The 25,783-nt window shown below is 72.2% G+C and carries 25 protein-coding genes; 6 read left to right on the top strand and 19 right to left on the bottom strand.

The annotated features are described in order from the left end of the window. The coding region (locus tag WEB03_RS17050) for an acyl-CoA dehydrogenase family protein (protein WP_368072121.1) at positions 1-1,073 on the bottom strand (1,073 nt) is incomplete at its 3' end. Between the two features lie 82 nt (positions 1,074-1,155). Next, positions 1,156-1,395, bottom strand: coding sequence for a hypothetical protein (locus WEB03_RS17045; RefSeq protein WP_368072120.1), 240 nt, complete (start codon positions 1,393-1,395; stop codon positions 1,156-1,158). Positions 1,396-1,581: 186 nt separating this feature from the next. Between WEB03_RS17045 and WEB03_RS17040 the strand changes: the two genes are divergently transcribed. Then, a complete protein-coding gene (locus WEB03_RS17040) occupies positions 1,582-2,277 on the top strand; it encodes a sterol desaturase family protein (protein WP_368072119.1) in 696 nt (231 codons plus the stop codon). 56 nt (positions 2,278-2,333) lie between these two features. Then, positions 2,334-2,795, top strand: a complete 462-nt coding sequence (locus tag WEB03_RS17035; RefSeq protein ID WP_368072118.1) for a hypothetical protein — start codon at positions 2,334-2,336, stop codon at positions 2,793-2,795. Positions 2,796-2,838: 43 nt separating this feature from the next. Here WEB03_RS17035 and WEB03_RS17030 read toward each other — a convergent pair whose 3' ends face one another. Then, a complete protein-coding gene (locus WEB03_RS17030; protein ID WP_368072117.1) occupies positions 2,839-3,396 on the bottom strand; it encodes a YqgE/AlgH family protein in 558 nt (185 codons plus the stop codon). A gap of 248 nt (positions 3,397-3,644) precedes the next feature. Between WEB03_RS17030 and WEB03_RS17025 the strand changes: the two genes are divergently transcribed. Beyond that, entirely contained in the window at positions 3,645-4,370 is a 726-nt protein-coding gene (locus WEB03_RS17025; RefSeq protein WP_368072116.1) for a FadR/GntR family transcriptional regulator, read from the top strand. A 27-nt stretch (positions 4,371-4,397) separates the two neighbouring features. Here the strand turns inward: WEB03_RS17025 and rocD are convergent, their stop codons facing one another. Further along, positions 4,398-5,723 carry an ornithine--oxo-acid transaminase gene (gene rocD / locus WEB03_RS17020; RefSeq protein ID WP_368072115.1) on the bottom strand — a complete coding sequence of 442 codons (1,326 nt, stop codon included), beginning with the start codon at positions 5,721-5,723 and terminating at the stop codon, positions 4,398-4,400. A gap of 118 nt (positions 5,724-5,841) precedes the next feature. On the opposite strand from rocD, the gene WEB03_RS17015 reads away from it, so the two are divergent. Next, positions 5,842-6,303, top strand: coding sequence for an Lrp/AsnC family transcriptional regulator (locus WEB03_RS17015; protein WP_368072114.1), 462 nt, complete (start codon positions 5,842-5,844; stop codon positions 6,301-6,303). A 20-nt stretch (positions 6,304-6,323) separates the two neighbouring features. Here WEB03_RS17015 and WEB03_RS17010 read toward each other — a convergent pair whose 3' ends face one another. From WEB03_RS17010 to WEB03_RS16945, 14 genes are all read right to left on the bottom strand, one after another. Beyond that, entirely contained in the window at positions 6,324-7,238 is a 915-nt protein-coding gene (locus tag WEB03_RS17010; RefSeq protein WP_368072113.1) for a DUF1028 domain-containing protein, read from the bottom strand. Next, a complete protein-coding gene (locus WEB03_RS17005; RefSeq protein WP_368072112.1) occupies positions 7,235-7,525 on the bottom strand; it encodes a hypothetical protein in 291 nt (96 codons plus the stop codon). Before WEB03_RS17005 ends, WEB03_RS17010 begins: the two co-directional genes overlap by 4 nt. A gap of 158 nt (positions 7,526-7,683) precedes the next feature. Then, a complete protein-coding gene (locus WEB03_RS17000; RefSeq protein WP_368072111.1) occupies positions 7,684-11,853 on the bottom strand; it encodes a replicative DNA helicase in 4,170 nt (1,389 codons plus the stop codon). A 77-nt stretch (positions 11,854-11,930) separates the two neighbouring features. Next, complete coding sequence (gene rplI, locus WEB03_RS16995) at positions 11,931-12,650, bottom strand: 50S ribosomal protein L9 (RefSeq protein WP_368072110.1); 720 nt, start codon at positions 12,648-12,650, stop codon at positions 11,931-11,933. Positions 12,651-12,661: 11 nt separating this feature from the next. After that, on the bottom strand, positions 12,662-12,907 hold the full coding sequence (rpsR, locus tag WEB03_RS16990; protein ID WP_368072109.1) for a 30S ribosomal protein S18: 246 nt from the start codon (positions 12,905-12,907) through the stop codon (positions 12,662-12,664). A gap of 65 nt (positions 12,908-12,972) precedes the next feature. Further along, positions 12,973-13,407 (bottom strand): single-stranded DNA-binding protein, encoded by a 435-nt coding sequence (locus tag WEB03_RS16985; RefSeq protein WP_368072108.1) that lies wholly within the window; start codon positions 13,405-13,407, stop codon positions 12,973-12,975. 137 nt (positions 13,408-13,544) lie between these two features. Next, the gene (rpsF, locus tag WEB03_RS16980; RefSeq protein ID WP_368072107.1) at positions 13,545-13,850 is read right to left on the bottom strand and encodes a 30S ribosomal protein S6; all 306 of its coding nucleotides are present in this window, start codon (positions 13,848-13,850) and stop codon (positions 13,545-13,547) included. Positions 13,851-14,269: 419 nt separating this feature from the next. Continuing rightward, on the bottom strand, positions 14,270-16,960 hold the full coding sequence (locus WEB03_RS16975) for an SCO7613 C-terminal domain-containing membrane protein (RefSeq protein ID WP_368072106.1): 2,691 nt from the start codon (positions 16,958-16,960) through the stop codon (positions 14,270-14,272). A 569-nt stretch (positions 16,961-17,529) separates the two neighbouring features. Next, positions 17,530-18,189, bottom strand: coding sequence for a response regulator (locus WEB03_RS16970; protein WP_368072105.1), 660 nt, complete (start codon positions 18,187-18,189; stop codon positions 17,530-17,532). A 55-nt stretch (positions 18,190-18,244) separates the two neighbouring features. After that, entirely contained in the window at positions 18,245-19,387 is a 1,143-nt protein-coding gene (locus WEB03_RS16965) for a sensor histidine kinase (protein ID WP_368072104.1), read from the bottom strand. A gap of 174 nt (positions 19,388-19,561) precedes the next feature. After that, positions 19,562-20,872 (bottom strand): tyrosine--tRNA ligase, encoded by a 1,311-nt coding sequence (gene tyrS, locus WEB03_RS16960; protein WP_368072103.1) that lies wholly within the window; start codon positions 20,870-20,872, stop codon positions 19,562-19,564. Then, positions 20,869-21,087, bottom strand: coding sequence for a DUF4339 domain-containing protein (locus WEB03_RS16955; protein WP_368072102.1), 219 nt, complete (start codon positions 21,085-21,087; stop codon positions 20,869-20,871). Before WEB03_RS16955 ends, tyrS begins: the two co-directional genes overlap by 4 nt. A gap of 128 nt (positions 21,088-21,215) precedes the next feature. Further along, positions 21,216-23,573, bottom strand: coding sequence for a hypothetical protein (locus WEB03_RS16950; protein ID WP_368072101.1), 2,358 nt, complete (start codon positions 23,571-23,573; stop codon positions 21,216-21,218). Further along, positions 23,573-24,097, bottom strand: coding sequence for a hypothetical protein (locus tag WEB03_RS16945; RefSeq protein WP_368072100.1), 525 nt, complete (start codon positions 24,095-24,097; stop codon positions 23,573-23,575). Before WEB03_RS16945 ends, WEB03_RS16950 begins: the two co-directional genes overlap by 1 nt. A 340-nt stretch (positions 24,098-24,437) precedes the next feature. Between WEB03_RS16945 and WEB03_RS16940 the strand changes: the two genes are divergently transcribed. After that, complete coding sequence (locus WEB03_RS16940; protein ID WP_368072099.1) at positions 24,438-24,626, top strand: hypothetical protein; 189 nt, start codon at positions 24,438-24,440, stop codon at positions 24,624-24,626. A gap of 91 nt (positions 24,627-24,717) precedes the next feature. Further along, positions 24,718-25,026 carry a hypothetical protein gene (locus WEB03_RS16935; protein ID WP_368072098.1) on the top strand — a complete coding sequence of 103 codons (309 nt, stop codon included), beginning with the start codon at positions 24,718-24,720 and terminating at the stop codon, positions 25,024-25,026. Between the two features lie 7 nt (positions 25,027-25,033). Here the strand turns inward: WEB03_RS16935 and WEB03_RS16930 are convergent, their stop codons facing one another. Then, positions 25,034-25,774: an alanyl-tRNA editing protein gene (locus tag WEB03_RS16930; RefSeq protein WP_368072097.1), complete on the bottom strand. Its 741-nt coding sequence runs from the start codon at positions 25,772-25,774 to the stop codon at positions 25,034-25,036. Positions 25,775-25,783: the final 9 nt, after the last annotated feature.

Here is a 25,783-nt window from a genome sequence, read left to right as displayed (position 1 = left end):
GCGTCGACGAAGGCGCGCGCGATCGGGTACTCGCGCATGTAGCCGTAGCCGCCGTGGAGCTGGACGCACTCGTCGACGACCTCGTTGAGCACGTCGGAGGCCCAGTACTTGGCCATCGCCGCTTCCTCGACGGGCAGCGCGCCCTCGTTGTGCAGCTCGGTGCAGCGGTCGACGAACTCCCGGGTGATGAGGGCCTTGGTCTTCATCTCGGCGAGCTTGAAGCGTGTGTTCTGGAACGAGCCGATCGGCCGCCCGAACGCCTCGCGCTCCTTGCAGTACGCGAGGGTCATCTCGAGCGCCGCCATCGCGCCAGCCGACCCGGCGACCGCGATGCCGAGGCGCTCCTGGGGCAGGGCCTGCATGAGGTAGAGGAAGCCCTTGCCGACCTCGCCGAGGACGTTGTCGGCCGGCACCCGGACGTCGTTGAAGAACAGCTCGGCGGTGTCCTGGGCCGCCATCCCGATCTTCTCGAGCTTGCGGCCGCGCTCGAAGCCCTCCATCCCCCGCTCGACGAGCAGCAGCGAGATCCCGCCGTGCTTGGCAGCCGGGTCGGTCTTGGCGACCACGATCACGAGGTCGGCGGTGATGCCGTTGGTGATGAAGGTCTTGGCGCCGTTGATGAGGTAGCTGCCGTCGCTCTGCTCGATCGCCGTGGTCTTGACCGCGGCCAGGTCCGACCCGGTACCCGGCTCGGTCATCGCGATCGCGGTGATCGTCTCGCCCGAGCACATCGGCGGCAGGAAGCGCTGCTTCTGCTCGTCGGTGGCGTACTTGAGGAAGTAGGGCACGACCACATCGTTGTGGAGCGGGAACCCGACACCCGAGGCCCCGATGTTGCACAGCTCCTCGGTGATGACGACGTTGTAACGGAAGTCGGCCACACCACCGCCGCCGTACTCGGCGGGCACGTCGGTGCACAGCAGGCCCTGCGCCCCGGCCTTCTTCCACAGCTCGCGCGGGACGATGCCGTCGCGCTCCCACTGGTCGTGGAACGGCACGACCTCGGTCTGGAGGAAGCTCCGCACCATCTGGCGGAACTGGTGGTGCTCCTCGGTGAAGATGCGGCGCTCCACAGCGGTCTCCCGGACTCGTCGGACGAACGGAACGTTCCGCGCCGGAACGTTCCGGTCCGAACCGTACCGAACGTCGGCTCCCTCAGAGCACGCCGGAGGCGTCGACCACGTAGACGCCGTACGCGGCGACGATGAGCCCGAGCACCACCCGGATCCACATTCGCACGAGCCTGCTGCGCGGCACCACCTCGGCGGTGTCGTGGCCGGGGAAGGCGCCCGTGCGGTGGTAGCGCCACAGCGCCGCCAGCGTGCCCACAGCGAGCGCGGCGCCGATGGCCCCGATGGAGCCGAACAGCAGGAACCCGAAGGAGGTGTCGGACACGGGGTGATCCGTCCGTGAGGTTGACGGGGGGCGGCCGCGCCGGAGGGTACGCGCGCCGGCTCGCCCCCGGACGCCACGCGCGACGACGATCAAGGCAGGTTGGTCTGACCAGTTGACCTGATGCGCCCGTTCGCCTACCGTGACGGACGCCCGGCGCGGGGAGCGTCGGATCCGGATGGAGCCCCCGTGTCCACCACCGATGCCACCACGGACGTGTCGACCGGTCCACGGCGGGAGCCCGGCCGCCCTCCGCTCACGCTGGGGCGGGCACTCCGTACCTTCGTCACCCGCCCCCAACCGTGGCTCCTGGCCGCCGCTGCGGCCACCGCACTGTCCTGGCGGCTGTTGCTGGGCGGGTTCGGGTGGTCGGACCTGTTGGTCGTGGCGGGCTACCTCGCCGCGTTCCCGTTCGTGGAGTGGGTCGCCCACACCTCGCTGCTGCACTGGCGGCCGCGCCAGGTCGGTGGTCGGACCATCGACCCCCTCGTGGCGCGCAAGCACCGCGAGCACCACGCCGACCCGGAGGACCTCGACCTGATCCTGCTCCCCCTGCCCGCGCTGCTGTCCGCGGCAGGCGCGGTGGCGCTGGTGGCCTGGCTGATCCCGTCTGATCGCCTCGGCCTCACCTTCGCCAGCATCGTGACCGCGGTGGGCCTCGCCTACGAGTGGATCCATTACCTCGTCCACACCGAGTACCGGCCCCGGTCCGCGCCGTACCGTGCTATCTGGCGCCACCACCGGCTGCACCACTACAAGAACGAGAACTACTGGTTCACCGTCACCACCGCGTCGACCGCCGACCGGGTGCTCGGTACCCAGCCAGCCCCGAACGAGGTCTCGACCTCCCCCACCGTCCGTGACCTGCTCGGATCGGGTCGCTGACCGCGCAACCACCCTGGCCCGGTCGACGTCCCACCCGTCCCGACCGGGAGACCACGATGCGCACCGCCACCACCATCCGGCTCGCCGTCCTCGCCGTGCTCGCGCTGGCCGTCGGCGCCTGCGGTACGGACGCCGACCCGGAGCCCACGATCGATCCGATCGCCGGCCCCGACGACGGCGCCGAGGAGATCGGCGAGGACGACGGGGTCAGCGAGCTCCCGACCGGGGAGGGGGCAGCGACCGACCTCGACGCGCTGACCGCCGCGGCGGTCGCCGACCTCGCCGCGACGGAGGGGATCGCGGAGAGCGACGTCGAGGTGGTCACCGCGGAGCGGGTGACCTGGAGCGACGGCGCCCTCGGCTGCCCCGAGCCGGGGATGATGTACACGCAGGCGTTGGTCCCGGGCTACCGCATCGTGCTGGCCACCGCCGGCGGCGAGGTCGCCTACCACGGCGCCGAGGGACAGCCCCCCGCACGGTGCGACGATCCCCAGCCGCCGAGCGACTCGGGCGACTGACCGGCACCGTCCCGGCAGCTCCGGCTCCGCCTCCGGCGGGGCGTCAGTTGAGGGACGGGTCCTCGGGGTAGGTCGCGAGGAGACGGAGCTGTCCGGGCTGCCGTCGCAGCACCTCGTGCCAGAGCCCACCCGGTTCGGCGGTGAAGACGTCGCCGGGCTCGGCGTCCACGACGATCCACGCCTCCTGGAGCAGCTCTCCCTCGAGCTGACCGGGCGCCCACCCGGCGTACCCGGCGAAGACCCGCACCGTCTCGAGCTCGAGCTGCTCGAGGACCGGGTCGGCCGACAGGTCCACGAGCCGGACGTGCTCGTCGAGCATCCCACCGTCGGCGGCACCGACCCTGGCACCGGTGCGGCCGAGGGCGACGACCGCCTCCGGCTCGACCGGACCGCCGTCGAAGACGACGGGCGGGTCGCAGGCGAGGTCGCTCCACCCCACCGCTGCCTCGCCCACCGGCAGGATCGACGCGCGGTTGAGCACGACCCCGAGCGCCCCGTCCTCGTCGTGGTCGAGCACGAGGATGACCGTGCGGCGGAAGGTCGGCTCGTCGAGCTGCGGCGAGGCGATCAGCAACCGGCCGGTGCAGTCATCGATCACCATCGGACCCTCCCGGCTTCGGTCGTGCTCGACGGTACCGAAGCCGTCCGGGCTTCCGCTACGGGATCCGGAGCCGCTCCTCGGGTGGCGGGCGCTGCCGGGTGGCGGGCGCTGCCGGGTGGCGGCGACGTTGGCCATCGGTCGACCGGTCGGCATCGCTGACGGCTGGCTACTGGTCCGACCACCAGTTCACCAGCTACCTGGCTTCGGTCGGCTAGCATCGGGGCGGTACCCACCCGTTGGAGCGCACCGTGGCCCTCACCCCCGTCGCCCGTCGCTCGGTCCCGGACGCGGTCTTCGACCAGCTCGCTACCGACATCCTCGGGGGCGAGCTCGCCCCGGGCAGCGAGCTGCCGGCGGAGCGGCGGCTGGCCGAGGTGCTCGGGGTGTCGCGGCCCGCGGTCCGCGAGGCGCTGCAGCGGCTCGCCCAGGCCGGGTTGATCGACGTCCGTCAGGGCGACAGCACCACGGTGCGCGACTTCCGGCGCAGCGCCGGGCCCGAGCTCCTGCCTCGCCTGCTCGTGCGGGACGGGGCGCCGGACCTCGGTGTGGTCCGCGCCATCCTCGAGACCCGGTTCACGCTCGCCCCCGACGTGGCTCGTCGCTGCGCGATCCGGCGCGACGCAGCGGTCCTCGGCCGGCTCGAGGAGCTCGTCGGGCAGCTCGAGGACGCCACGACCGGCGAACGCCAGCTCACCGTCCACACCCTGTGGTCCACGATCGTCGATGGCGGGGGCAACGTCGTCGAGCGGCTGCTGTTCAACGCGCTCGAAGCCGCCTACCTGCCCGCCATCGACGTGCTCGCCAGCGTGATGAGCGCCGAGATCGACGACGTCGACGGGTACCGGGCCCTGGTCGAGGCGATCGCGGACCGGGATGCGGCCCGCGCCGGCGCCCTGGCCCGCCGGATCACCGGCGCCGGAACGCAGGCAGCTCTGACCGCTCTGGACGAGCTCGCGATCGACGCCGGCGACTGACGCGCTCGGGCAGCTCACACGATCCGGTCAGTTGATCGGCAGCACCTCGTCGATCGCCGCGGTCAACGCGTCGGCGAGCAGGTCGACCTCGACCTCGGTGATCGTCAACGGTGGCGCCAACCGGACGGTCGTGGCGTGGGTGTCCTTGGCGAGCACGCCTCGGGCGAGGAGCGCCTCCGAGACCGCACGCGCGACCGGAGCGGTGAGCTCCACACCTGCCCACAGTCCGACGCACCGGACCTCGGCGACCTGGGCCGTCGGGAGCTCGCTCAGCCGTTCGGCGAGCCGCGCCCCGAGCTCGCGCGCCCGAGCCTGGTACCGCCCGGTCTCGAGCAACGCGACGACGGCGCTGCCGACGGCGCACGCCAGCGGGTTGCCCCCGAAGGTGGACCCGTGCGAGCCGGGGGTGAAGACGTCCATCAGCTCGCGCGAGGCGGTGATGCAGGAGACCGGCACCACACCGCCACCGAGCGCCTTTCCGAGCACGTAGACGTCGGGGACGACCCCCTCGCGGTCGCAGGCGAAGGTCGTTCCGGTGCGGCCGAGGCCGGACTGGATCTCGTCGGCGATCATCAGCACCCCCCGCTCGGTGGTGATGCGACGCACCTCACGCAGGTACCCGTCGGGTGGGATGATGATGCCCGCCTCGCCCTGGACCGGCTCGAGCAGCACGGCGACGGTGTGCTCGTCGATCGCCGCATCGAGCGCAGCCGCGTCGCCGAACGGCACGCTGACGAAGCCGGGGGTGAACGGCCCGAACCCCTCGCGGGCGTCCGGGTCGGTCGAGAAGCCGACGATGGTGGTGGTGCGCCCGTGGAAGTTGTCGTCCATGACCACGATCGTGGCCCGTCCTTCGGGGACGCCGCGCGTCTGGTAGCCCCACCGCCGGGCGAGCTTGATCGCCGTCTCCACGGCCTCCGCACCGGTGTTCATCGGCAGGATCGCGTCCATGCCCGTCAGCCTGGCGACGTCGGCGGTGAACCCGGCGAACCGGTCGTGGTGGAAGGCTCGGCTCGTGAGCGTCACCCGGTCGAGCTGCTCGTGAGCAGCGGCGATGAGCTCAGGGTGGCGGTGACCGAAGTTGAGCGCGGAGTACCCGGCGAGACAGTCGAGGTAGCGGCGACCGTCCACGTCGGTGACCCACGACCCCTCGGCCTCGGCGATGACGATCGGCAGCGGGTGGTAGTTGTGTGCGCTGTGGGCGTCGAGCGCCGGATCGACGAGCGTCGCGGCGGCGGGCGTCGCGGCGGCGGGCGTCGCGGCGGCGGGCGTGGCGGCGGCGGGCGTGGCGGCGGCGGGCTCGGTGCCGGCCTGGGCCGCATCGTTGGTCGGTCGCTGGAGCTCGACGGTCACGGGAACCTCCTCGGTCGGCGCGCGCTCGACCGCGTGACGCGGTCGGCGGATCCCCCGGACCGTACGCTGCCGAGCACGCCACGAACAGCGTGCTCCGTTGCGTGTGGGAGGTGGGACGTTGCGTCTCGACGAGCTCGACCGGCGGATCGTTGCGTCCCTGACCGACGATGCTCGCAGGAGCTACCGCACCATCGGGTCGGAGGTCGGCCTGTCGGCTCCCGCGGTGAAGCGCCGCGTAGATCGGCTGGTGGATGCCGGCGTCATCGAGCGGTTCACGACCGTGCTGGACCCACGAGCGCTCGGTTGGACCGTCGAGGTCTTCGTCGAGATGTTCTGCGAGGGCCGGACCCCGCCTGCGGTCATCCGCACCACCCTCGCCCGCTACCCGGAGGTCGTCGGCGCCTACACCATCACCGGTGACCCGGACGCGATGGTCCACGTCCGCGCCAGCGATACCCGGCACCTCGAGGCGACCCTCGAGCGCATCCGCAGCGAGCCGTTCGTGATCCGCACCCGGTCGGTGATGGTCCTCTCCCGGCTCCTGGAACGCCAGGTCCCGCTCGACGTCTCGCTCGGTTGACGTCACGGTCGCTCGCCGGCTCAGACGCTGGCGGCGCCGACCTGGTCGGGCAGGATGCGGTCGAGCAGGTCGGACGGGACGAGGCCGGCGGGTCCGAAGCGTCGCAGGGTCTCGACGAAGGCCGGGTCGGTCGCGCACAGATCGTGCAGGATCTCGCGCGCCTCGGGCTCGCGACCGGCCAGGCCGAGGACGACCGCGCGCCACAGGCGCAGGTCCGGTTCGTCCTCGTAGGTGGCCAGACGGTTGAGGTCGAGCAGCTCGGCCGCCTCGGTCGCCTGCCCGTCGAGGGCCATCTCGAACGCCTCGACCACCCGGTGGTAGCGGATCGAGCGATCCACGAGGTCGCCGAGCCGGGTCAGCGGATCGGGATCGGCATCGACGCGGAGGTTGTAGAGCTGATCCCGCCAGGGCCGGCCGGTGCGCTCGTGACGGACCACGAGCACCGCCGCGGACCGATGCCCGCGGATGTCGCCGCCGGCATCCTCGCCGGCTCGGAGGGCGGCGAGCAGCCGGTAGGTCATCGGTCCGGCCGTCGCCTCGTAGCGTTCGACCATGGCGTGCCACACGTCCGGCCCCGCCACCATGTTGGCGAGCGCCGCACAGCAGTCACCGACGAGGTGACCTGCCGAGTCGACGCAGTCCTCGCCGGTGTAGACCGCGATCTCACCGGCCAGGTCGACCATCGCGACCTGCCGGCGATCTGGGTGCTCATCGATGGTACGGAGCGCCGCCAGCGCTTCGGTCGCGGTGAGCCCGTTACGCAGCAGGTCGAGGCCGAGCTCGCCGTACATCGGCTCGCCCATGGACTGCGTCGCGATCACCCCGTAACCGGGCAGGGCCCAGGGCACGGACGCGCCGACGGCCAGGGCCTGGGTCTGGGTCGCGACACCCATGAGACCGGTCTCGGGGTCGCGGGCGACGATCGAGAAGGTCACGGCGTCCCGCGCGTCCCGCCACCGCCGGCACCACCCTGCAGATCGGCGTCGATGTCGGCCGCGTCGCGACCCCACGCGTCATCCTCGTCCTCGTCGTCGGGGTCCTGCCAGGCCTCCTGCTCGTCCCAGTCGAACGGGCCCTCAGCGAGCCGGGTCGCGTGAGCCCGCGCGGCATCCTCCTCGGCGAACTCGGCCACGGGCCTGCCGGCGTCGTTCCCGTCGTGGACCCGCCAGATCGTGGCGCCACCGTCGACGTGCTTCGGCCGGACCACCCACCGCTCGTTCACCGCATCTCCTCGTCCCGCGGGCCGGAACCGGCCCGCCGTGGGACCGTGCCACCCGGAGCGGGCCGGTGCTCGGTCGGTTGCCGTCGGACGGCCACCCGCGCCGTACCCCCGCGTCGTCGCGTGAACGGGCGGGGGACCGTGCGATCACCGGCCCGGCGTCACATCGGGGTCGGAGCCCCGCCAGCACCAGCGCCGCCGCTGCCGCCGGAGGCGCCGCGGTGCAGGTTCGCGAACTTGGTGAGGTGGTCGAGGAAGGCGAGCTTGATCACGCCCGTCGCACCGTTGCGGTGCTTGGAGATGATGAGCTCGGCGATGCCCTTGTCGGGGCTCTGCTCGTCGTAGACCTCGTCGCGGTAGATGAACGCCACGATGTCGGCATCCTGCTCGATGCTGTTGTGGACAACTATCCCGTCGGCGACGAAGTTGTGCGGGCCGGGCACGGTCGCGTCGAAGACCTCCTCGACACCATCGGACTCGATGGCGACGACGCGGTCCCAGAGCACATCGGACTCGGCGAGTTCGGCCAAGTGGGGGTCGTCGATCAGATCCGCCGTCCGAGCGAGCCGTTCGCGTGCCACGGGCCGCTCGAGGATGGCGACGGGCGCGACGAGCATCGGTTCCAGCATCCGCGCGAACTCGCCCCTGTCGTATCCGTACCCACTGGCGGCCGACAGGACCCCCGACCACACGCCAACTGGCAGTGTGTCGCTCCATACGCGTCCGGGCGCGACGTCCTCGAGAGCCCTCCGCGCGGCATCGGCAGCGTCACCCCGGCGCCCCTGAACCGGCACTGTCGACAAGAAGCGCCGTTGCTGATCACGTCCCTCGATCCACAGCTGGTACGAACAGCCGTAACCGTCCTTCGTGACCGTCCGGATCCGGCACGCGATCCCGAGCCGCAGGAGGGCCGTCCTGACATCATCGACGAGGCGTCGGCTCGACGAGCCGTAGTAGACCGAGATCCGCGGCCTCGGGGCCGAGGTCACCGATACGTGACCGTCGGTTGCCCACAGGTGGCCGAAGAAGGTCGCGAGCTGGTCGTTGGGGAGGCGGAGGACCGCGTCCGGCAGGAACTTCTCACCACTACGGAGACCGAACAGCCCGAGCTCGTCGAGCCACGCGCAGATCCGGTTCCGCTTCCCGTGGGTCAGGTGGTACGGCGCCGGGAGGTAGACGTGCCACCAGCTCTCCTGCGCGACCCGACGCGGGGTGATCCCCCAGAACGCCGCCGCTGCTTCCACCGCTTCGAGGTTGGCCGGATCGTTGCTGGTGTAGTGCAGCGGTTGGCGCCGTACGAAGCAGCCGTCGCCGATCAGGTGCGCCAGCATGACGATCTGCTCGTCGACGAGCCGTTGGACGTCCGGCTGCGGCAGTCGGCGTGGGACGGCGATGCGATCGTCGAGCGCGAGCTCGTCGAGCCTGGTCCACCCGCTCAGGCGGTAGAACGGGTGGTTCGCACTCGCTCGGATCGTGCGCCCTGAGGCGAGCGTGAGCCGGAACACCGGCTTCTGACCGCTCGAGAAGGCGTGGGTCATCGTGCTGCGCACCAGCCGGTAGTCATCACCGAGGGCGTAGACGGGCACGTCACGTTCGCCGGTCGCAGCCAGCTCGCCGATGGAGACGGTGCCGCCGGTGTCCGCACGCATGACGCGGGTGTCCCCGGTGACGCAGCCCGACTCACGCAGGTCGGACATCAGCGGACGCTTGTCGGTGCGGGACTCCGGTTGTCGTGACAGCTGCGACAGCGCGATCACGGGGACGTTGAGCTCCTTGGCCAGCATCTTCATGCCACGGGAGATCTCGGCGACCTCGTTCTGGCGGTTGTCGGAGCGCCCCGAGGAGGTCATCAGCTGGAGGTAGTCGACGATCACCAGGTCGAGACCGTGCTTCTGCTTGAGCCGCCGGCACTTGGCACGGATCTCCATGAGGGTGAGGTCCGGGGTGTCGTCGATGAACAGCGGCGCGTCGGACAGCTTGCCGAGCGCGTCCCCGAGCTTGCGCCAGTCGAGGTCGTCGAGCCGACCGGTCTTGAGCTTGTTGGAGTCGATCCGCGCCTCGGCGGACAGCATGCGGTTGACCACCTCGAGCTTGCTCATCTCCAGGGTGAAGATGATCGCCGGTTTCTTGAGGTCCACCGTCACGTACTGCGCGAGGTTCAGGCTGAGCGAGCTGTTGTGGACCACGAGGTCGTCGGCGACGAAGTTGTGCAGGCCGGGGACGGTGAGGTCGTAGACGCGTTCCTCCCCGGCGGGCTCGATCGACACGATCTCGTCCCACAGCACGTCGGAGGTCGCGACGTCCCGGAGGTGGTCGCTGTCGAGCGCATCCGCCAGCTCGGACACGAGGCGGCGCGACGGTCGACGCTTGCGGACGTGCCAGTTGTGGTTGCGCGGCCGGCCCGTTGCTGCAGATACGTCGGCCCAGGACCGGTCGCCCTTCGCCGCCTGGATGACCTCCCACACCTCCACCGGGAGAAGATCGGTGTTGGTGTGGGTGACCCCGCGGCGGTCGGCGTACGCGAGCACCTTCGCGCACTGCTCCTCCTTGGAGAAGATCCCGATCTCGCTGATGAACTTGCGCACGTTGGCGGCGTCACGGATCTCGAGTTCGAACGCCCGGTTCGTACCGTCGAGGTACTTGACCTGGCGCTCCCGGATGCGGCTGAGGATCCCGAACCGGAGGAGCAGGTGTTGCACGTCTCGGATCAGCCGCTCGGACACCGAGCAGTAGCTGATACCGAAGTAGCTGTGTCCCTCGGCGACCCACGCGCTGCCGTCGGTGGCGAACAACCGCGACAGGAACATCGCGACCTGCTCGCGCGGTAGCGTGAACACCACGTCGGGCACGAACTTGTCGTGGCTGCCGGTGCCGTCGAGGCCGAGTTCGACGATGCGTTCCTGCAGGTAGTTGCGGGGAGATGAGGCGGTGTAGCCCAGCTCCTCCGCGGTCGACCGGATGCGGCGATGGAGCGGTGTGTCCCGCTGTGGACCGTTGAGCGCCTTGCTCACGGTGGTCGCGCTCACGCCGACGAGCGTCGCGATGTGCTCGCGCGTCACACGCTGGTGCGCGAGGCGGAAAGCGATCGTCCACGCCCGGGTCCCGTGCTTCTCGACGACCCGCGCCTCGGTACCGAAGGCGGCGGCGCACGATGCGGCCTCGCTCGCGACAGCGAGCGATGCCGTCGTGAGCTCCGGCGACGCCTTGCGCAGGCAGCCGTCCCCCAGCAGGTAGCCGAGCAGCTTGACCTCCGCATCAGGACGGTGCTGATCACCGAAGTACGGCAGCTCGCGCGGGACCGCGATCAGGTCTCCCAGCGCGAGGTCGCGCAGTTCGCGCCACCCGTGCCAGGTGAGGAACGGATGGTTTGCGGTGGCGCGGATGCTCCGCCCGCTCCGGGTGCGGAGGCGGAGGACAGGCTGGACACCGTTGTCGTGGAAGCTCTCGACATCGACGGCGACGAGCTTGCCCGTCTCATCGAGCGCGGCGACCTGGACCGGTTCCCCCTCAAGCCCACGCGCGACGAGCTCCTCGACCTCGAGCCACTCGCCCGTCTTCGGATAGTTGACTCTGCAACTACCTAGGCACTTCCCCATCGCCGGACGTGCGGCCAGGATGATGAGGTTCTGGGGTTGGAGGCCGCTCGTCAGGCGGTCGAGGTCGTCGAAGCCGGTGGCCAGGCCCGTGACCTCCGAGCCCTGCTCGGCGAGCTTCTCGATGGCGGCGAACGAGTCGTTGAGCAGGTCGCGCAGCTGCGAGTACTCGCTGCGCGCACCGATCTGGCTGACCTCGTAGATGACGCTCTCGGCCCGGTCGACGACCGATTCGGCCTCGTCGGCTGCCTCGTACCCCATGCGGGTGACAGCCGTCCCGGCGTCGATGAGGCGGCGGAGCAACGCCTTCTGCTGCACGATCCTGGCGTAGTACGCCGCGTTCGCCGCGGTCGGCGTCGCGACGGTCAGGTCGTGCAGGGCGGCGGGCCCGCCGACCTCGTCGAGCCGGTCGTTGCGGGCCAGCCAGTCGGTCAGCGTGACCGTGTCGATCGGCTCGCCGGCGTCGAGCAGCGCCCGGATCCCCTCGAACACCACACGGTGGGCGCCGCGGTAGAAGTCGTCGGGGGTGAGGACCTCGGTGGCTTCACCCGCCGCGCTCCGGGAGAGCAGCGACGCGCCGAGCACCGACACCTCGGCTTCCAACGAGTGCGGCGGGACCCGGTCGTAGCCGCGTCCCGCCGTCCCGTTGCCGCTTCGTCGACCGGTGGTGCCGTCGGACGGCGCGAAGCCGTCGTCCAGCGGGGCCTCCGGTGGTGGAGGTGGCAGCGCCCCGGTCACATCGCTCTCCCCAGGCCCCGACCCGGACCGTCACCGGCGCGGTGACGGTCCGAGAGGAGCCGTGTGCATCGTGTCGCTCAGAGCTCGTCGGCGGTGTCGGTCTCGACGGGCTCGTCCGGCTGCACCTCGTCGGCATCGACCGGCTGGTCGACGTCGGTGAGGACCTCGGTGGCCGGACCCTGGGCGGCCGCCGCAGCGTCCCCCTCCGGGTCCTGCGAACCGTCGGTGTCGAACTGCTCCGCGGCTTCGAGCGCGCCGGCGGCCAACGCGTCGGAGGACTCCGAGGTGCCCTCGGCCTCCTCGCCCGGCAGCGGTGCGTGCTCGGGCTCGGGCTGGTCGAGGGTGACCTTGCCCTCCTCGTCCACGACCTCGACCATCACCGTCGCGGTGACCTGCGGGTGGACGCGGACGGGGATCTCGTACTCCCCGATGACCTTGATGGTGCCTTTGAGGTCGATGCGCTTGCGCTCGATGTCGTGGCCCCGCTCCTTGAGGATGCGCTGCACGTCACCGGCGCTCACCGAGCCGTAGAGGTTGCCGCGCTCGTCGACGCGGACGGGGATACGCAGGGTGCGGGACTCGAGGGTCTCCCGGGCCGCTTCCGCGGTCCCGAACGTCTTCGATTCCGCGACCTTGCGGGAACGGGTCAGGGCCTCGGCTTCCTTCATCGCGCCCTTGGTCGCCAGGATGGCGAGCCCACGGGGGATCAGGAAGTTGCGGCCGTAGCCGTCGGCGACGTCAACGACGTCGCCTGCGAGCCCGAGGTTGTCGACCTCACCCTTCAGGATGACCTTCATCGATCAGCTCCTCAGCGGTTCGCGTACGGGATCAGCGCCATCTCGCGGGCGTTCTTGATCGCCGCCGCGAGCTGCTTCTGGTGCTTGGCGCAGACCGAAGAGGTCCGACGAGCCTTGATCTTGGCCCGCTCGTTCAGGAAGGGCTTGAGCAGGCTCAGGTCCTTGTAGTCCACGTACTCGATGCCCTGCGTGCAGACCGGACAGGGCTTCGGCTTGCGGGGCTTCTTGTCCTTGCTGTCCTTGCGTGGGTTCGCCACGGCGTGCTCCTAGCGCGGCTCGGGGTCGGAGGCGAGGTGGGGCCTCCGACCGAGGATGGTCGTGATCAGAAGGGGACGTCGTCGTCCGAGGGGGGCGGCGGCGCGAAGTCGTTGTTCGTGCCACCACCCGAGGAACCGCCGCTCGTGCGGCTGACGCTGGCACGAGCCCAGCGCAGCGACGGGGCGATCTCGTCGGCCTCGATCTCGGTCACCCACACCGTCTGGTTGTCCTTGTTCTCGTAGCTGCGCACCCGCAGCCGACCGATCACCAGGACACGATCCCCCTTGTGGAGGGACTCCGCCGCGTTCTCGGCGAGCTCGCGCCAGCAGTTGACGTTGAGGAAGGTCGTCTCCTCCTGCTGCTGGCCGTCCTTGCCGGTCCAGCGACGGTTGGAGGCGACCCGCAGGGAGGCGACAGCTGCGCCGCCCTGCGTGAAGCGGAGGTCGGGGTCATCGGTGAGGTTGCCGATGAACGTGACGAAGTTGGATTCGAAGGCCACTTCAGGCTCCTGACGGGCGTCTCGAGCTCCCGGCTCTCCGGGGCTCGGCTCGGGATCGAACTCGGTCGCTGCTCCGGGTTCGGCTCGGGCGACCGGTCGCGTGACGGGCACGCAGCCGGTGTGGGAGGACGCGGGGGTCAGGCGACCTTGCGGATCCGGGTGGCCGGCCGCACGGTCTTGAAGCGGACGAAGTCGTCCGAGATCGTGAGCTGACGCTCGAGCTCGGTCACGGCTTCTTCCGTGCCTTCGAAGTCGAGGACGCCGTAGTAACCGAAGTCGCGCTTGTTGATCTCGTACGCGAACTTCCGGCGGCCCCAGAAGGCCTCGTCGAGCACCGTGCCGCCCTGGGCGGCGAGGATGCTCTTGGCCCGATCGAAGGCTGCCGTGGCAGCTTCCTCGTCGAGCAGGTCGGTGACGATCACCATCATCTCGTAGCGGCGCATGTGGCACCTCCTGTGGTCGCGCCGCCCGCACCAGGTCGGTGCGGTCGGTGCCGTTCCTGGAGCGAGCTCCGGGAGCGGCGGGCCCCCTCCGGTCATCGACGACGCGCACGCGCGCCATCAGACCTTCGGGGGAGGGGTGCGGCCTGCTGGTTCGGGGTCCGGTTCGGACACCGCGATCCGGGCGTGTTGCCCGATCCGTGGAGCACGCACAGGTGCGAGCGCCACGCGCAGGACCGCGGGACCGTACCGGACGTCCGGACCTCCCACAATCGGAGGCGAACTCGTGCCCCGCGTGGCGCGCCCACCTCGAGCACGTCCCGCGGCGACGACCTCGTCGCCGGTCGCGTCCTTCCCACGAGCCCCAACCTAGAGCTACCCCGTGACACACCGGCGATGAGGTGCGCTCCGCCTGTGGACGGTCAGTCGAAGCGCTCGGTCAGGTCCTCGACGAGGCGCCGCGCGCCGGCGACCGGCGCGTCGCCGGTCCGCTCGATGAGGGCTCCGGCTCCGAGGAGGATCACCCCACCGACCGTCAGCCAGACCCAGGTCGGTACGGCGGCGACCACCGCGAGCGTCTCGATGCCGACGACCGCGACGGTCAACACGACGCCGACCACGAGCGGGCCACCGTGCCGACCGATCCCTCCGCCGACCACGGCGATCAGCGCGAGGACCCCGGCCGCGGCGGTGTGCCAGCCGCTCCCGCCGGCCAGGCGCTCCAGCAGGGCCGGGACGGCGACCAGCAGGAGCGGAGGCACGTCGGCGGTCCAGGACGACAGCCGCCCAGCCCGGCGCGGTCCGACCGCCGCTGCCCAGAGGTGCAGCGCCGGTGCTGCCAACCACGCGTCGACCGCGTCGACCTCAGCGATGGCCAGCAGCTGCCAAACACCCGCGATGGTCACGACCCCGCCGACGTGCGCCACGAGGTGGCGGCGTGCGACGAGCCCACCCGCGACGACCGTGAGGCCCACCGCGAGGGTCCCCCACGCCAGCGCGGTCGGTGTCACGGCCAGCAGCACGATTGCCGGGACCAGGGCCACGACCGCGATGACCGCCCCGGCGACCCGCAGCTCGTCGCGGAACGTGGCCGCCGCCGCAGCGGCGATCGCGGCGGCGAGCAGCACCGCCCCGGTCCAGGGTCGAGAGTCCGTCGCCGCGAACGCCACACCCGCCGCGGCTCGCACGAGGACGGGACCGGCCACGATCAGCAGATGCAGCCGGCGGCGCCGGATCGCCTCGAGCGCCACGACCGCACCGACGACGCTGGTGGCGAGCGCTGCCTCGACAGCACCGTCGAGGTCGAAGGCCCCGTGGGGCCAGAACACGACCGACGCCACGGCGAGGACCCGGAGCAGGTCGGCCGGGAGCGGCAGGGTCGGCAGCAGCGCGGGGAGCGAGGCGAGCAGGAGCCCGAAGACCAGGAGGGCCGTCGCGGACCCGTGCGCCTCGCTCGTGGCGGCGGCGGTGACCAGGAGCGCTGCGAGAGCGGCGGGCAGCAGCACGATCGCAGCTGGCGCTTCGCCGACGGCAGCGTGCCGCTCGGTGCGCACGATCAGGACCACGGCGACCGCTGTGGCCAGCACGGCGACCACCGTCCCCACCACCGCGTCGGAGCGGGCCATGTCGAGCGACGCGACCGCCCAACCACCCAGGATCGCGGTGGCGCCGAGCGCCAGGGCGGTGGCGCTCGCGACCAGACCACGCAGGCCACCGACCCGCACGGTCGTGGTCAGCGCGACGGTGACGAGCAGCACCGCCACCCCGATCCCGGACCACGGGAGGGCGAGCGTGCACGCGGCAGCGAGGAACGTGGCGCTGGCGACGAACGCTGCGTCACGCGCAGCCTCGCGGCCGGTCGACGAGGTGCCGACCGGCGGAGCTTCGAACGGGGACGACGGGGACGTGGCTGCGGGGGTGGGGTCGGCGGAGACCGCGGCGTCGGTGGCCACGCGGCGTGCGACGACGACCGCCCACCCGAGCGCCGTCAGGCCTGCCACGGTCGCCAGCACCAGGTCCGGCCGGGCGCCGGACACGGCACCGAAGCCGACGAGCTCGAGCAGATCGCGCGTCGCGGTGGCGACCGTCCCGAGGGTCGCCGGCAGCGCGAGCGCCACGAGGAGCTCGGTCACGGCGGCCACCCGCGCGGTGAGCACGGCGAGATACCGGTCACCCCGCGTCGCGATCGCCACCGCCTCCACGGTGAGGAACAGCAGCGGCCAGGGCAACAGCTGCGCCAGCCTCGGGGCGTCGCCGGGCAGCAGCAAGGTGACTGCAGCGAGGGCCACGAGGACCGGGACGCTCCCAGCCAGGAAGGCGGACCGGCGACGAGCCGCAGCGACGGCGAGTGCGAGCACGGCCACGGCGCCGGTGACCGCTGCCTCGCTCCAGGTACCCGGCAACCAGCCCGTCGTCGCCCCGGCCAGCAGCGGCGTCCCGCGATCGAGGGCCACCGCCGCCGAGACCGCGCCCAGGAGCAGCTGTCCGAGGACGGCGGTGAGGGCCAGGACGGGCGCCGCGACGATCAGCACCTGAGCGGGGCCGGCCGTCGGGCGCTCGACGGCTCCATCCTCGGCGGGTCGGTCCTCGGCGACCTCGTCGTCCGCACCTCGGCGACGTCGCTGGCGGACGAGGTCACGACCGGCGAGCGCGACGACGGCAGCGACCGCCGTGACGAGGGGCGCGGGGACGCTGCCCGCCAGGCCGAGTCCGGTCGCGAGCACCGGCACACCCGCGAGCGCCGCCCACGCCAACGCGCGCGACCGACCGACGTGCGCCGCGATCGGCAGGGTGACCAGCATCACGGCGCCGACCGACACCAACGTCGCAGCACGGCCGGCGTCGAGCTGGAGAGCGAGGCCGAGCGCGTCGACCGGGAGGAGCAGGGCACCGAGGTGGAACACGACCGCGCCGACGGCCGGCAGCGTCCGTCGGAGCCGGGCGCCTCCGACGATGGCGGCGGCCGTCCCGGTGCCGACGGCCGCGACCCGCGCGGTCAGTCCGAGCTGTTCCCAACTGACGGCCAGGAAGGTGGCGGCGGCGAGCAGCAGCAGCGCTCCGGTCGCCGCCACGAGCGTCGCGGCGGTGCTGCGAGCCTCACCGTCCCCCCGCACGGCCCGGGTCGGCGGTGGGGGCGGGCCGTCGGGGCCACCTCCTCGGACCGGCCACGGGCCAGCATCGACGTGAGCCGGGCGTCCGCGCTCCCACACCGGGCGAGCGTCCTCGACCGGTGGCCCGGTCGGCGGAGGAGGCTGGGTACCGGCCGAGCGGTCGTCCACCGACGCGCCGGTCGGCGGCGGAGGCGAGAGATCGGCCCGCGGCTCGTCCTGCGGCGGGGCATCCGGCCGCTGGACCTCCAGCCGCTGGGCCTCCGGCGGCGGCCCAGCGTGCGTCTGGGGCCCCGGCCTGGGGGCATCCGGCTGCCGCGGAGCATCGGGCAGGGAGGGGGTCGGCGGGGGGCTCGGGACCACGGCGGGCTCCAGGGGTTCGGCGTCGTCGCCACCGTCCCCCGTCGCGTCGGTGCGCTCCACCCGGGTCACCCCTACCCGCCGCTGGGGAGCACCCGAGAGGCAACTCCCTGGGCCCCACCCCAGGTTCTTGCACCGGTCACCCCCGACGCTCACCGCTGCTGCAACTTCCTGGGCCCCAGCCCAGGGAGTTGCGGGGTGGTCGCCCCGGCGCGTCACTCGATGCCGTGCTCGAGGGCGTAGCGGACCAGCTCCTGGCGACGCTCGAGGTGGAGCTTGTCGAGGATGTTGCGGACGTGGTTCTCGACCGTCTTGGCGGCGATGTGCAGCTGCGCCCCGACCTCCTTGTAGGGGTAGCCGCGAGCGACGAGCGACAGCACCTCACGTTCGCGGTCGGTCAGCGGGTCGGTGCCGGTCGCCTGCTTGGCCATGCGACGGAACTCGCCGAGCACCAGCATCGCGAGGTGCGGGCTGAAGACCGGCTCGCCTGCCGCGGCTCGTCTCAGGGCTTCCCGGAGCTCGTCGCCGGGCGTGGACTTGGTCAGGTAGCCGCACGCCCCGGCAGCGACCGCGTCGAGGAGGTCGCGCTCCTGCTCGGAGACGGTGAGGATGACGATCCGGGTCGCCTCACCGCAGGCCTTCGCGACCGCGATCCCCCCGCCGTTCGGCATCTGCAGGTCGCAGACGACCAGATCGGGGGTCGTGCGCTCGATGACCGCGATGGCCTCGTTCGCGTCGGACGCCTCACCGACGACCTCGAACCCGCTGCCGAGGTCGGCCCGGATCCCGTCCCGCCAGATGGGGTGATCGTCGGCGAGGACGACGCGGGCCGGTGGCCGCCGCGCGGCGGCCTTCTGCGGCGGAGCGTCGGTCACAGCAGCCTCCTCGGGTGCGAACGGCAGGGTAGGTCCGGGACGGTCGCCTCAGCGTTCAGGCCGGCAGGCTGAGACGGACCTCGCAGCCGTGGCCCGGGCGGCTGATCCACGCGACCTCGCCGCCGAGCTCCTCGATCCGGGCCCGGATCGACCGGGATCGTCCGACACCCTCCGGCGTGGCGGTCAGGTCGAACCCGTCGCCGTCGTCGAGGATCGACACCGCCACGCCGCCGTCCGTCGGTTCGACCGAGACCACCACCCGCGTGGCGTCGGCGTGCTTGCCCGCGTTGGTGAGCGCCTCGCCGGCCGCGCCCGCCAACGCCTCGACCTTCGCCGCGTCGAGGTCGGGCAGGTCGTCGGGGACGAGCACGTCGACCCGGGCGTCGAACGCCGTCTCGAAGCGGGCGGCCGCCTCGCGCAGCGCATCACCGAGGGCCCCCGCGCCGATCACCCGATCGCCGCCCGCAGCGAACAGGTACGCCCGTAGGTCGCGCTCCTGGTCCCGCGCGAGGCGCGCGAGGGCCGGGTCGTCGGCCCGTCGCTCGACGAGCGCCAGGGTCTGGAGCACGCCGTCGTGGAGCCGTCGGGCGAGCGACTCGCGGGCCTGCGCCTCGCCGAGGGAGCGCTCCGCCGTGACGGCTCGCGCTTCGGCGTCCCGGAGGAGCTGGACGGCGTACCCGGCGACCCCACCCGCGAAGGCGTACAGGACGGTGGTGGTCACCAGCGACAGGGTCTGGGCCGGGGTCAGTCCGGCGACGAACGCGGCGCTGCCGACCACCGGCTCGACCGCCAACGTCGAGGACACCGCGCGACCGAGCCCGAGCAGCACCCCGGTCCCGATCCCGATCCAGGGCCCGAAGGCGACCCCCGCCGACAGGATCGCCGCGGTCGGCCACCCGACACCGAGCGGTTGTTCGGGCTGGAACACGTGCGGCGCCCGGTACACCCAGCCGTCGGCGAGCTGCAGGCCGAGCGCCACCACCACCTCGGTGCCGACCAGCGGCGCGGCCATCACCCGACGTGGGTCCCCCCGTAGCCGCAGCGTGGCCACGACCGTGACCACCAGCGCGGCGGCGACCAGCGCCACCGCCACCGCGGGCCGGTCGAGGGCGCGGCGAGCCAGGGCGAGCACCGTCGCCATCCAGATCCAGGCGGCCCACCGGAAGACGGCCAGGCCGCGGAGCAGCCCGTGTTCCACGCACCGACCCTACGCGCCCCACCACCTCGCTGACCCGCGACCCGGCGATGTCGCCGGAGTCGCTCACGGTCACCCCAGCCGCTCACGGGTGACGCGCTGAGGTCACCGTGACCAGCTGAGGTGACATCGCCGAGGAGGCGAGATGGCCCGGGGCCGAAGCGGGCGAGGTGACGGTCAGACGAAGCGGGCGAGGTAGCGGCGCTTCTTGCCGACCTGGAGGACGACCGTCGTCGGGGAGGCGAGGTCATCCGGGGTCAGCCGGCGTTCGTGGTCCTCGACCCGGTCGCCGCTGATGCGTACGCCGCCGCCCTGGACGAGCCGCCGAGCTTCACCGTTCGACGACGCGGCTCCCACCGACGTCAGGACCTCGAGCAGCCCCACGCCGCCGTCCTCGGTGAGCCGACCCGCGGCGAGCTCGACCGTCGGCGCGCCCTCGAAGGCCTCGGCGAGCGTCGCATCGTCGAGACCACGCAGCGGCCCGCCACCGAACAGCGCTGCGGTGGCGGCCTCGGCCTGCGCGACACCCTCGTCGCCGTGGATGATCCGGGTCGCCTCGCGAGCCAGCACCTCGTGCGCGGCGCGGGCGGCCGGGTCGCGTTCGTGCTCGGCCTCGAGCTCGGCGATCTGGTCGAGCGGGAGGTAGGTGAACAGCCGCAGGAACCGCGGGACGTCGGCGTCGGCGGCGTTGCGCCACCATTGGTAGTAGGCGTACGGCGAGGTGAGCTCGGCGTCCAACCACACCGCGTTGCCCGCCGACTTGCCGAACTTCTGGCCGTCGGCGGTCAGCAGCAGCGGCCAGACGATGCCGTGCACGTCGGCGCCGTGGAGCCGCCGCGTCAGGTCCGTGCCGGCGGTGATGTTGCCCCACTGATCGGAACCGCCGCCCTGCAGCTCGCAGCCGTAGGTGGCGTAGAGGTGGGCGAAGTCGTAGGCCTGGAGCAGCTGGTAGCTGAACTCGGCGAAGGTCAGGCCGCGCTCGCTGGCTTCGAGGCGGCGGCGGACCGACTCGCGTCCGAGCATCTGGTTGACCGACATCTGGGTGCCGGCCTCGCGCAGGACGTCGAGGAAGGTCTTCGGCCCGAACCAGTCGTGGTTGTCGACCAGCAGGCCCTTGGCCGGGTCGTCGCCACCGGCTTCGTTGAGGTCGAGCACGACGCCGAGCTGGCGGCGGATACCGGCGAGGTTGGCCTCGAGGGTCGCCTCGTCGTAGAGCTCGCGTTCCTTGTCACGACCCGAGGGGTCACCGATGCGGCCGGTCGCGCCGCCGGCGAGCGCGATGGGCCGGTGGCCGAGCCGCTGCAGCCAGCTCATCGCCATCATCCCGACGAGGTTGCCCGCGTGCAGCGACGGCGCGGTCGGGTCGAAGCCGACGTAGAAGGTGACGGGGCCCTCGTCGAACCGTCGGCGGAGGGCATCCTCGTCGGTCACGTCCTGCACGAACCCGCGCGCACGGAGGACCTCGATCGGGTGGTGGTCGGCGGTCACGATCGCCAGCCCTCCGGCGCGTCCTCGAGATCGGTGGGGGGCACGAGCGCGGGGACCTGAGCGGCCGGCATCCAGTCGGGCATACCGTCGGCCCACACGAAGGTGTCCGGGGTCACGGAGCCGTCCAGGACCCGTTCGCGCATGGTGGCGAGGTCGATGGGGCCGAGCTGCTGGCGACCGGCGAGGTGGTACCAGCGGGCGGGTTCCGAGGTCACACGTGCGCTCCTGAGCGGGTCGCTGCCGGGGACGGCGCGGCGAAGGTAGCGGCGGGACGGGGGGGGGGGGGGGGGGGGGGGGGGGCCCGGCCGCGAGGGCCGGGGCGTCGCGCGTTCAGGTGCGTGACTCAGGCGAGCCGGCGCTTCAGGCCGAGGCCCAGCGCACCGGCACCTGCGAGCGCGAGACCCGCGAGACCCGCGAGCAGCGGCGTCGACGGACCCTCCTCCGTGCCGACGCCAGCGACGTCGAACTGGAAGACCGTGGTCGACTCGGCCCCGGAGGCGACGCCGTACGGAGCCGCACCTTCGCGACCACGCTGGATCACCGCGCGGACCTGCTCGTAGTCCTGCGACGCGCCCTGGCGGCCGGCCGAGACCCCAGCGATGAGCTGGTTCTCGAAGCCTTCCGACAGTGCGCCGGTGCCGTCAGCGAGTCGCTGCCCACCGTCGGCGGCCGCTTCCAGGCCCTCGGCGATCTGACCAGAACCGTCGGCCGCGTCACCGAGGCCGTCAGCCAGCTGCGCCGCACCGTCGTCGAGCTGCACGAGCCCGGACGCGAGTTCACCAGCACCGCTGGAGGCCGTACCGGCACCCGCCGCGAGCTGGCCGCCACCGTCCTCGAGCTGAGCCAGCCCGCTGTTGAGTGCACGGAAGCCCGGCATCGCCTCCTCCTCGAGACCATCGGCGAGACCATCGGCGAACCCGGCCGCGAACTGCGACGACAGGGAGTCGAAGCTCGGACCGACCTGTGCGGCGAACCCCTGCGCGAACGCCGGAGCGAACACCGCGGAGAAGGCCGTGAAGGCCCCGTTGAGGTTCGGGGTGAAGCCCTCGGTGAAGCCCGGGCCGAACGCCGCAGCGAACTGGGCGAACGCCCCGTCGAGGGTCGGCGAGAAGCCAGCCGCGAAGCCCGGACCGAACGCGCCAGCGAACTGCGCGAACGCCCCGTCGATCGTCGGACCAGCCTGCGCAACGAACCCGGCGGCGACGGCTCCCGCCGTCCCGGCGTCGAGGTTGACCGGCGGCCCCTGCAGCGCCTGTGCCAGGGATGCCTGGAGCGCTGCCAACAGCTGGGGTGCGAGGTCATCCTGCAGCGACTCGGTGAGCGCCGCGGAGAGCCCCGGGCCGATGCCGGCCGTCAGCTGCGGTTCGAGCTGTTCCTGCAGTGCGGTGGTCAGCGCGGCGGAGAGGCCAGGACCGATACCCGCGATGAGCTGCGGGCTGAGCTGACCGATGAGGGCCTGCTCGAGGTTCTCCTGCAGCCCCGCTTCGAGGTTGCCGGCCAGGGTCGGGAGCACCGTGTTGGCGAGCGTGTCACCGAGCGCGGCGTCGATGCCGCTCTCGACGGTCGACGGCAGGCCGGCGATGCCAGCCTCCAGGCGCTGACCACCGTCGCGGGCGTCGCTGAGACCGTCCGAGAGGCGGTTGGCGCCGAGGGCGAGCTCGCCGAGACCGGTGGACAGAGCGCCGCCGCCTGTGCGGGCAGCCGTCAGGCCGTCCGACAGCTGGCGCGCACCCGGGGCTGCGGTGTTGGCGAGGCCGTCGTTCAGCGCGTTGGCGCCGTCCGCGAGCTGACCGAGCCCGGCGAGCAGTTCGCTCGCACCAGCACCGAGCAGTTGGAGGTTGGAGTTGATGATCAGCGCGCCGTTGGCGAGATCACCGAGCGAACCGGCCGCGCCCTTGTACGCCTCCGCCGTCGCGTTCAGCGACCCGAAGGAGCGGTCGTCGACGGGGAGGACCTGCAGCGAGGTCATCGGGATGACGGTGTCGACCGAGTCGGCGGTCCAGCTGACGACCTGCTCCTCGGAACCGAGCGGCGCGAACAGCAGCAGCGAGTAGTTCACCACGGTGCTTCCGCGGCCGTCACCGGCGGTGACGGCGCCCGGCGCTTCGATGTTGACGAAGCTCGGCGGCAACGTGAGCGACATCGAGCCGACCATCGGGACGGCGACGTCCATGGTCTCGACGGTCTTGTTGTTCTCGGCGTCGAAGGAGACGATGTCGCGCGGCTCGGCCGTGAGGTTGCGGACCGTGTACTCGACCTCGACGCGGCCGTTCTCGCCGGCCAGGTCGGACGGGTCGACCTCCTCGCCGTCGAGGCGGTGGACCACCGAGATCGAGACCGGCAGCTCGGCGGTGTTGTCCGCGACGGTGCGGGCGCGGGCGCCGTCCTCGCCACCGGCGTCGAGCTGGTGGACGACCTGGTCACCCTCGACGTCGGGCTTGCCGAACCCGTCGAGGCTGCGCAGCCCGGAGGTGGACTGGTCGGGCAGCGTCACCGTGACGGGACCGTCGCCGGTGACCGCCAGCTGGGTGAAGACCCGGGAGGTGCCAGCCTCACCCGTCGGCGACGTCTCCGTCAGGATCGACTGACGCTGGATGATGGTCTCGGCCCGCCCGGACTGGGCGGCGGCGGGAAGACTGGTGGCGACCGCGAGCCCGCCGAGGGCGAGCAGCGTCGCGGTGTGACGGATGGTCCTGCGCATCAGACAGCCTCTCCGGCAGCGACCTGTCGGTCTTCGGTACGGGTGACGCCGTTGCCGGCGAGTTCGGCGACGATCGCGACGATGGCGCCGACGCCGGCGGCGAGCAGCACCGCGACGAGCGCGACGGGAGCGTCGGACAGGAACGCCGTGGGCGCCTCAGCGAAGGTCGGGCTGTAGAAGCCCACGAACGCCGCGTAGCCGATCAGGCTCGCCCACAGCGGCAGCAAGCCCTGCGTGAGCGCGGCCACCAGCGTGAGGATGGCGACGGCCAGCACGACCACGATCGCGTTCGCAGCGGCGACGTCCGGGAGGAACCCGGCGTTCACCGCCATGGCGGCGAAGCCGACGACCGCGCCGAGCGCGAAGCTGCCGACCCGGCTCGCGACGGCCGGGCCCGCGACGAGCGCGACCCCGACGGCCAGGAAGACGGGCCAGAGGGCGGTGATCCCGATGCCGTCTCCCACGATCGCGAGCAGACCCGCGATCACGGCGACAACGGCACCACCGATGACGGTGCGCAACACGGCGTTCCCTCCTCGGGCCGCCACATCGCGGCCCAGCTGTCGACGTCGACCCGCGGCGCGGGACGACGGAACCGGGACGAGGTGCCACCTACGTCCCGAGTGTCCCGAGTGTCCCGAGTGTCCCGAGTGTCCCGAGTGTCCCGAGTGTCCCGAGTGTCCCGATGGTCCCCGGTCGACCGGGCGATCCGCCATCCCCCAGGTGGGCCATATCGCAACTAGTCACCCGGTTGACCCGCCGCCCCGACGGCCGGGCGCGACCGGGTCGAGCCCGCCGTCGCTACGTTCGCCTCGAGCGACGATCGGGAGGTCCGCGGTGGATGCCGAGGTGCGGTGCAGGTGCGTGGTGCTCAACACCCTCTCCGGGGACGTGGCGGCCGACTACGCCCACAAGCATCTCGATCGGACCCGGACCGACGGGCTCGGTCGAACGATCCACCGCTGCGGCGACACGGGGGTCGACTGGACCGAGGAACGCAGCGCGTCCGGGTACGGCGACGACGTGGTGGTGCTGCGCCGCAACCTGCGCTGACGAGCCGGCGCCGGGGCCACCATCGTCCGATCAGGGACCGGAACGGGTCACCAGAGCGCCATCCGGCCGGAACAACCGCGAGGAGGCAGCAGTGGGCTTCATCGACCCGAAGAAGGGCGGCGAGGAGGACGAGGCGCTGCCGGGCGCCAGCGGACTGCACCTCGACCTCGACCTCAAGCGGTGCCCGTCCTGTCGTCGCGAGCTGACGCCCTGGCAGGAACGGTGCCCGGACTGCGGCGAGCTGGGCGTGCGCAGCGACCAGATCGCAGCCGACACCTTCGCGCTCCCCGGCCTCGCTCCGGAGCCGGACGAGGGCGACGAGCCGGACGAGGGCGACGAGCCCGACGAGGCGTTCACCGCCGACGAGCCCGACGACGGTCACGGCCCCGCAGGTTCCTGACCCGGGGTCAGTCGAGCGCCAGGCGGATGCGGCGGAAGCCGCGCCCCTTGGACTCCACCTTCGCGATCCGCACCTCGCCGACCTCGGCGGTCGACCGGACGTGGGTGCCACCGTCCGCCTGGCGGTCGAGACCCACGATGTCGATGATCCGCACCACCTCGAGGTCGTCGGGCAGCAGCGACACCTTGGTCCGGATCAGCGACGGGTCGAGGTCGGCCTCGGCGCGTGGGAGGAAGGCGATCTCGACCGGCCGGGCCGCGGCGAGCTCCTCGCGGAGGCGCGCCTCGAGCGGGTCGCGTTCCTCGGGGTCCCAGTCCGGCAGCTCGAAGTCGAGCCGCCCGACGCCCGGCTCCATGTTCCCGCCGGTCACCGGCGACGCGAACCGATCCCACACCACGCCGCAGAGGGCGTGCATGGCGGTGTGGGTCCGCATCAGGGCGAGCCGGCGATCGACGTCGAGCCGACCGTGCACACGTGTGCCGACGGTCGGGAGAGCGCCCTCGAGCTCGTGCCACACCCCGCGCACGTCCTGTCCCACCCCGACGACGTCGACCCGGTCCCCGGCGTCGGCGGCCGCGAGCGGATCGTCCCCGAGCAGCAGCACCCCGCGGTCCGCCGGTTGTCCGCCCCCTCCGGGGTAGAAGACCGTCCGGTCGAGCAGGACCCGGTTGGTCTCGCGGTCCACGTCGACGACGGTCGCGTCCACCTCGAACGCGTAGGCATCGGTCGAGTACACCTGTTCGGTCACGGCAGCTCC

This window comes from Nitriliruptor sp., from assembly GCF_040882075.1.
In the GTDB taxonomy this organism is placed as follows: Bacteria; Actinomycetota; Nitriliruptoria; order Nitriliruptorales; family Nitriliruptoraceae; genus Nitriliruptor.
The sequence above is the reverse complement of the archived record's forward strand: the minus strand, read 5'-3'. Positions and strand labels throughout refer to the sequence as shown.

What these genes read in the sequence shown, in the direction of transcription:
- WEB03_RS16950 (WP_368072101.1), bottom strand. Translation starts at nt 23,573, where the DNA reads ATGCGCAGGACCATCCGTCACACCGCGACGCTGCTCGCCCTCGGCGGG.
- rpsF (WP_368072107.1), bottom strand. Translation starts at nt 13,850, where the DNA reads ATGCGCCGCTACGAGATGATGGTGATCGTCACCGACCTGCTCGACGAG.
- WEB03_RS17035 (WP_368072118.1), top strand. Translation starts at nt 2,334, where the DNA reads ATGCGCACCGCCACCACCATCCGGCTCGCCGTCCTCGCCGTGCTCGCG.
- rplI (WP_368072110.1), bottom strand. Translation starts at nt 12,650, where the DNA reads ATGAAGGTCATCCTGAAGGGTGAGGTCGACAACCTCGGGCTCGCAGGC.
- WEB03_RS17030 (WP_368072117.1), bottom strand. Translation starts at nt 3,396, where the DNA reads ATGGTGATCGATGACTGCACCGGCCGGTTGCTGATCGCCTCGCCGCAG.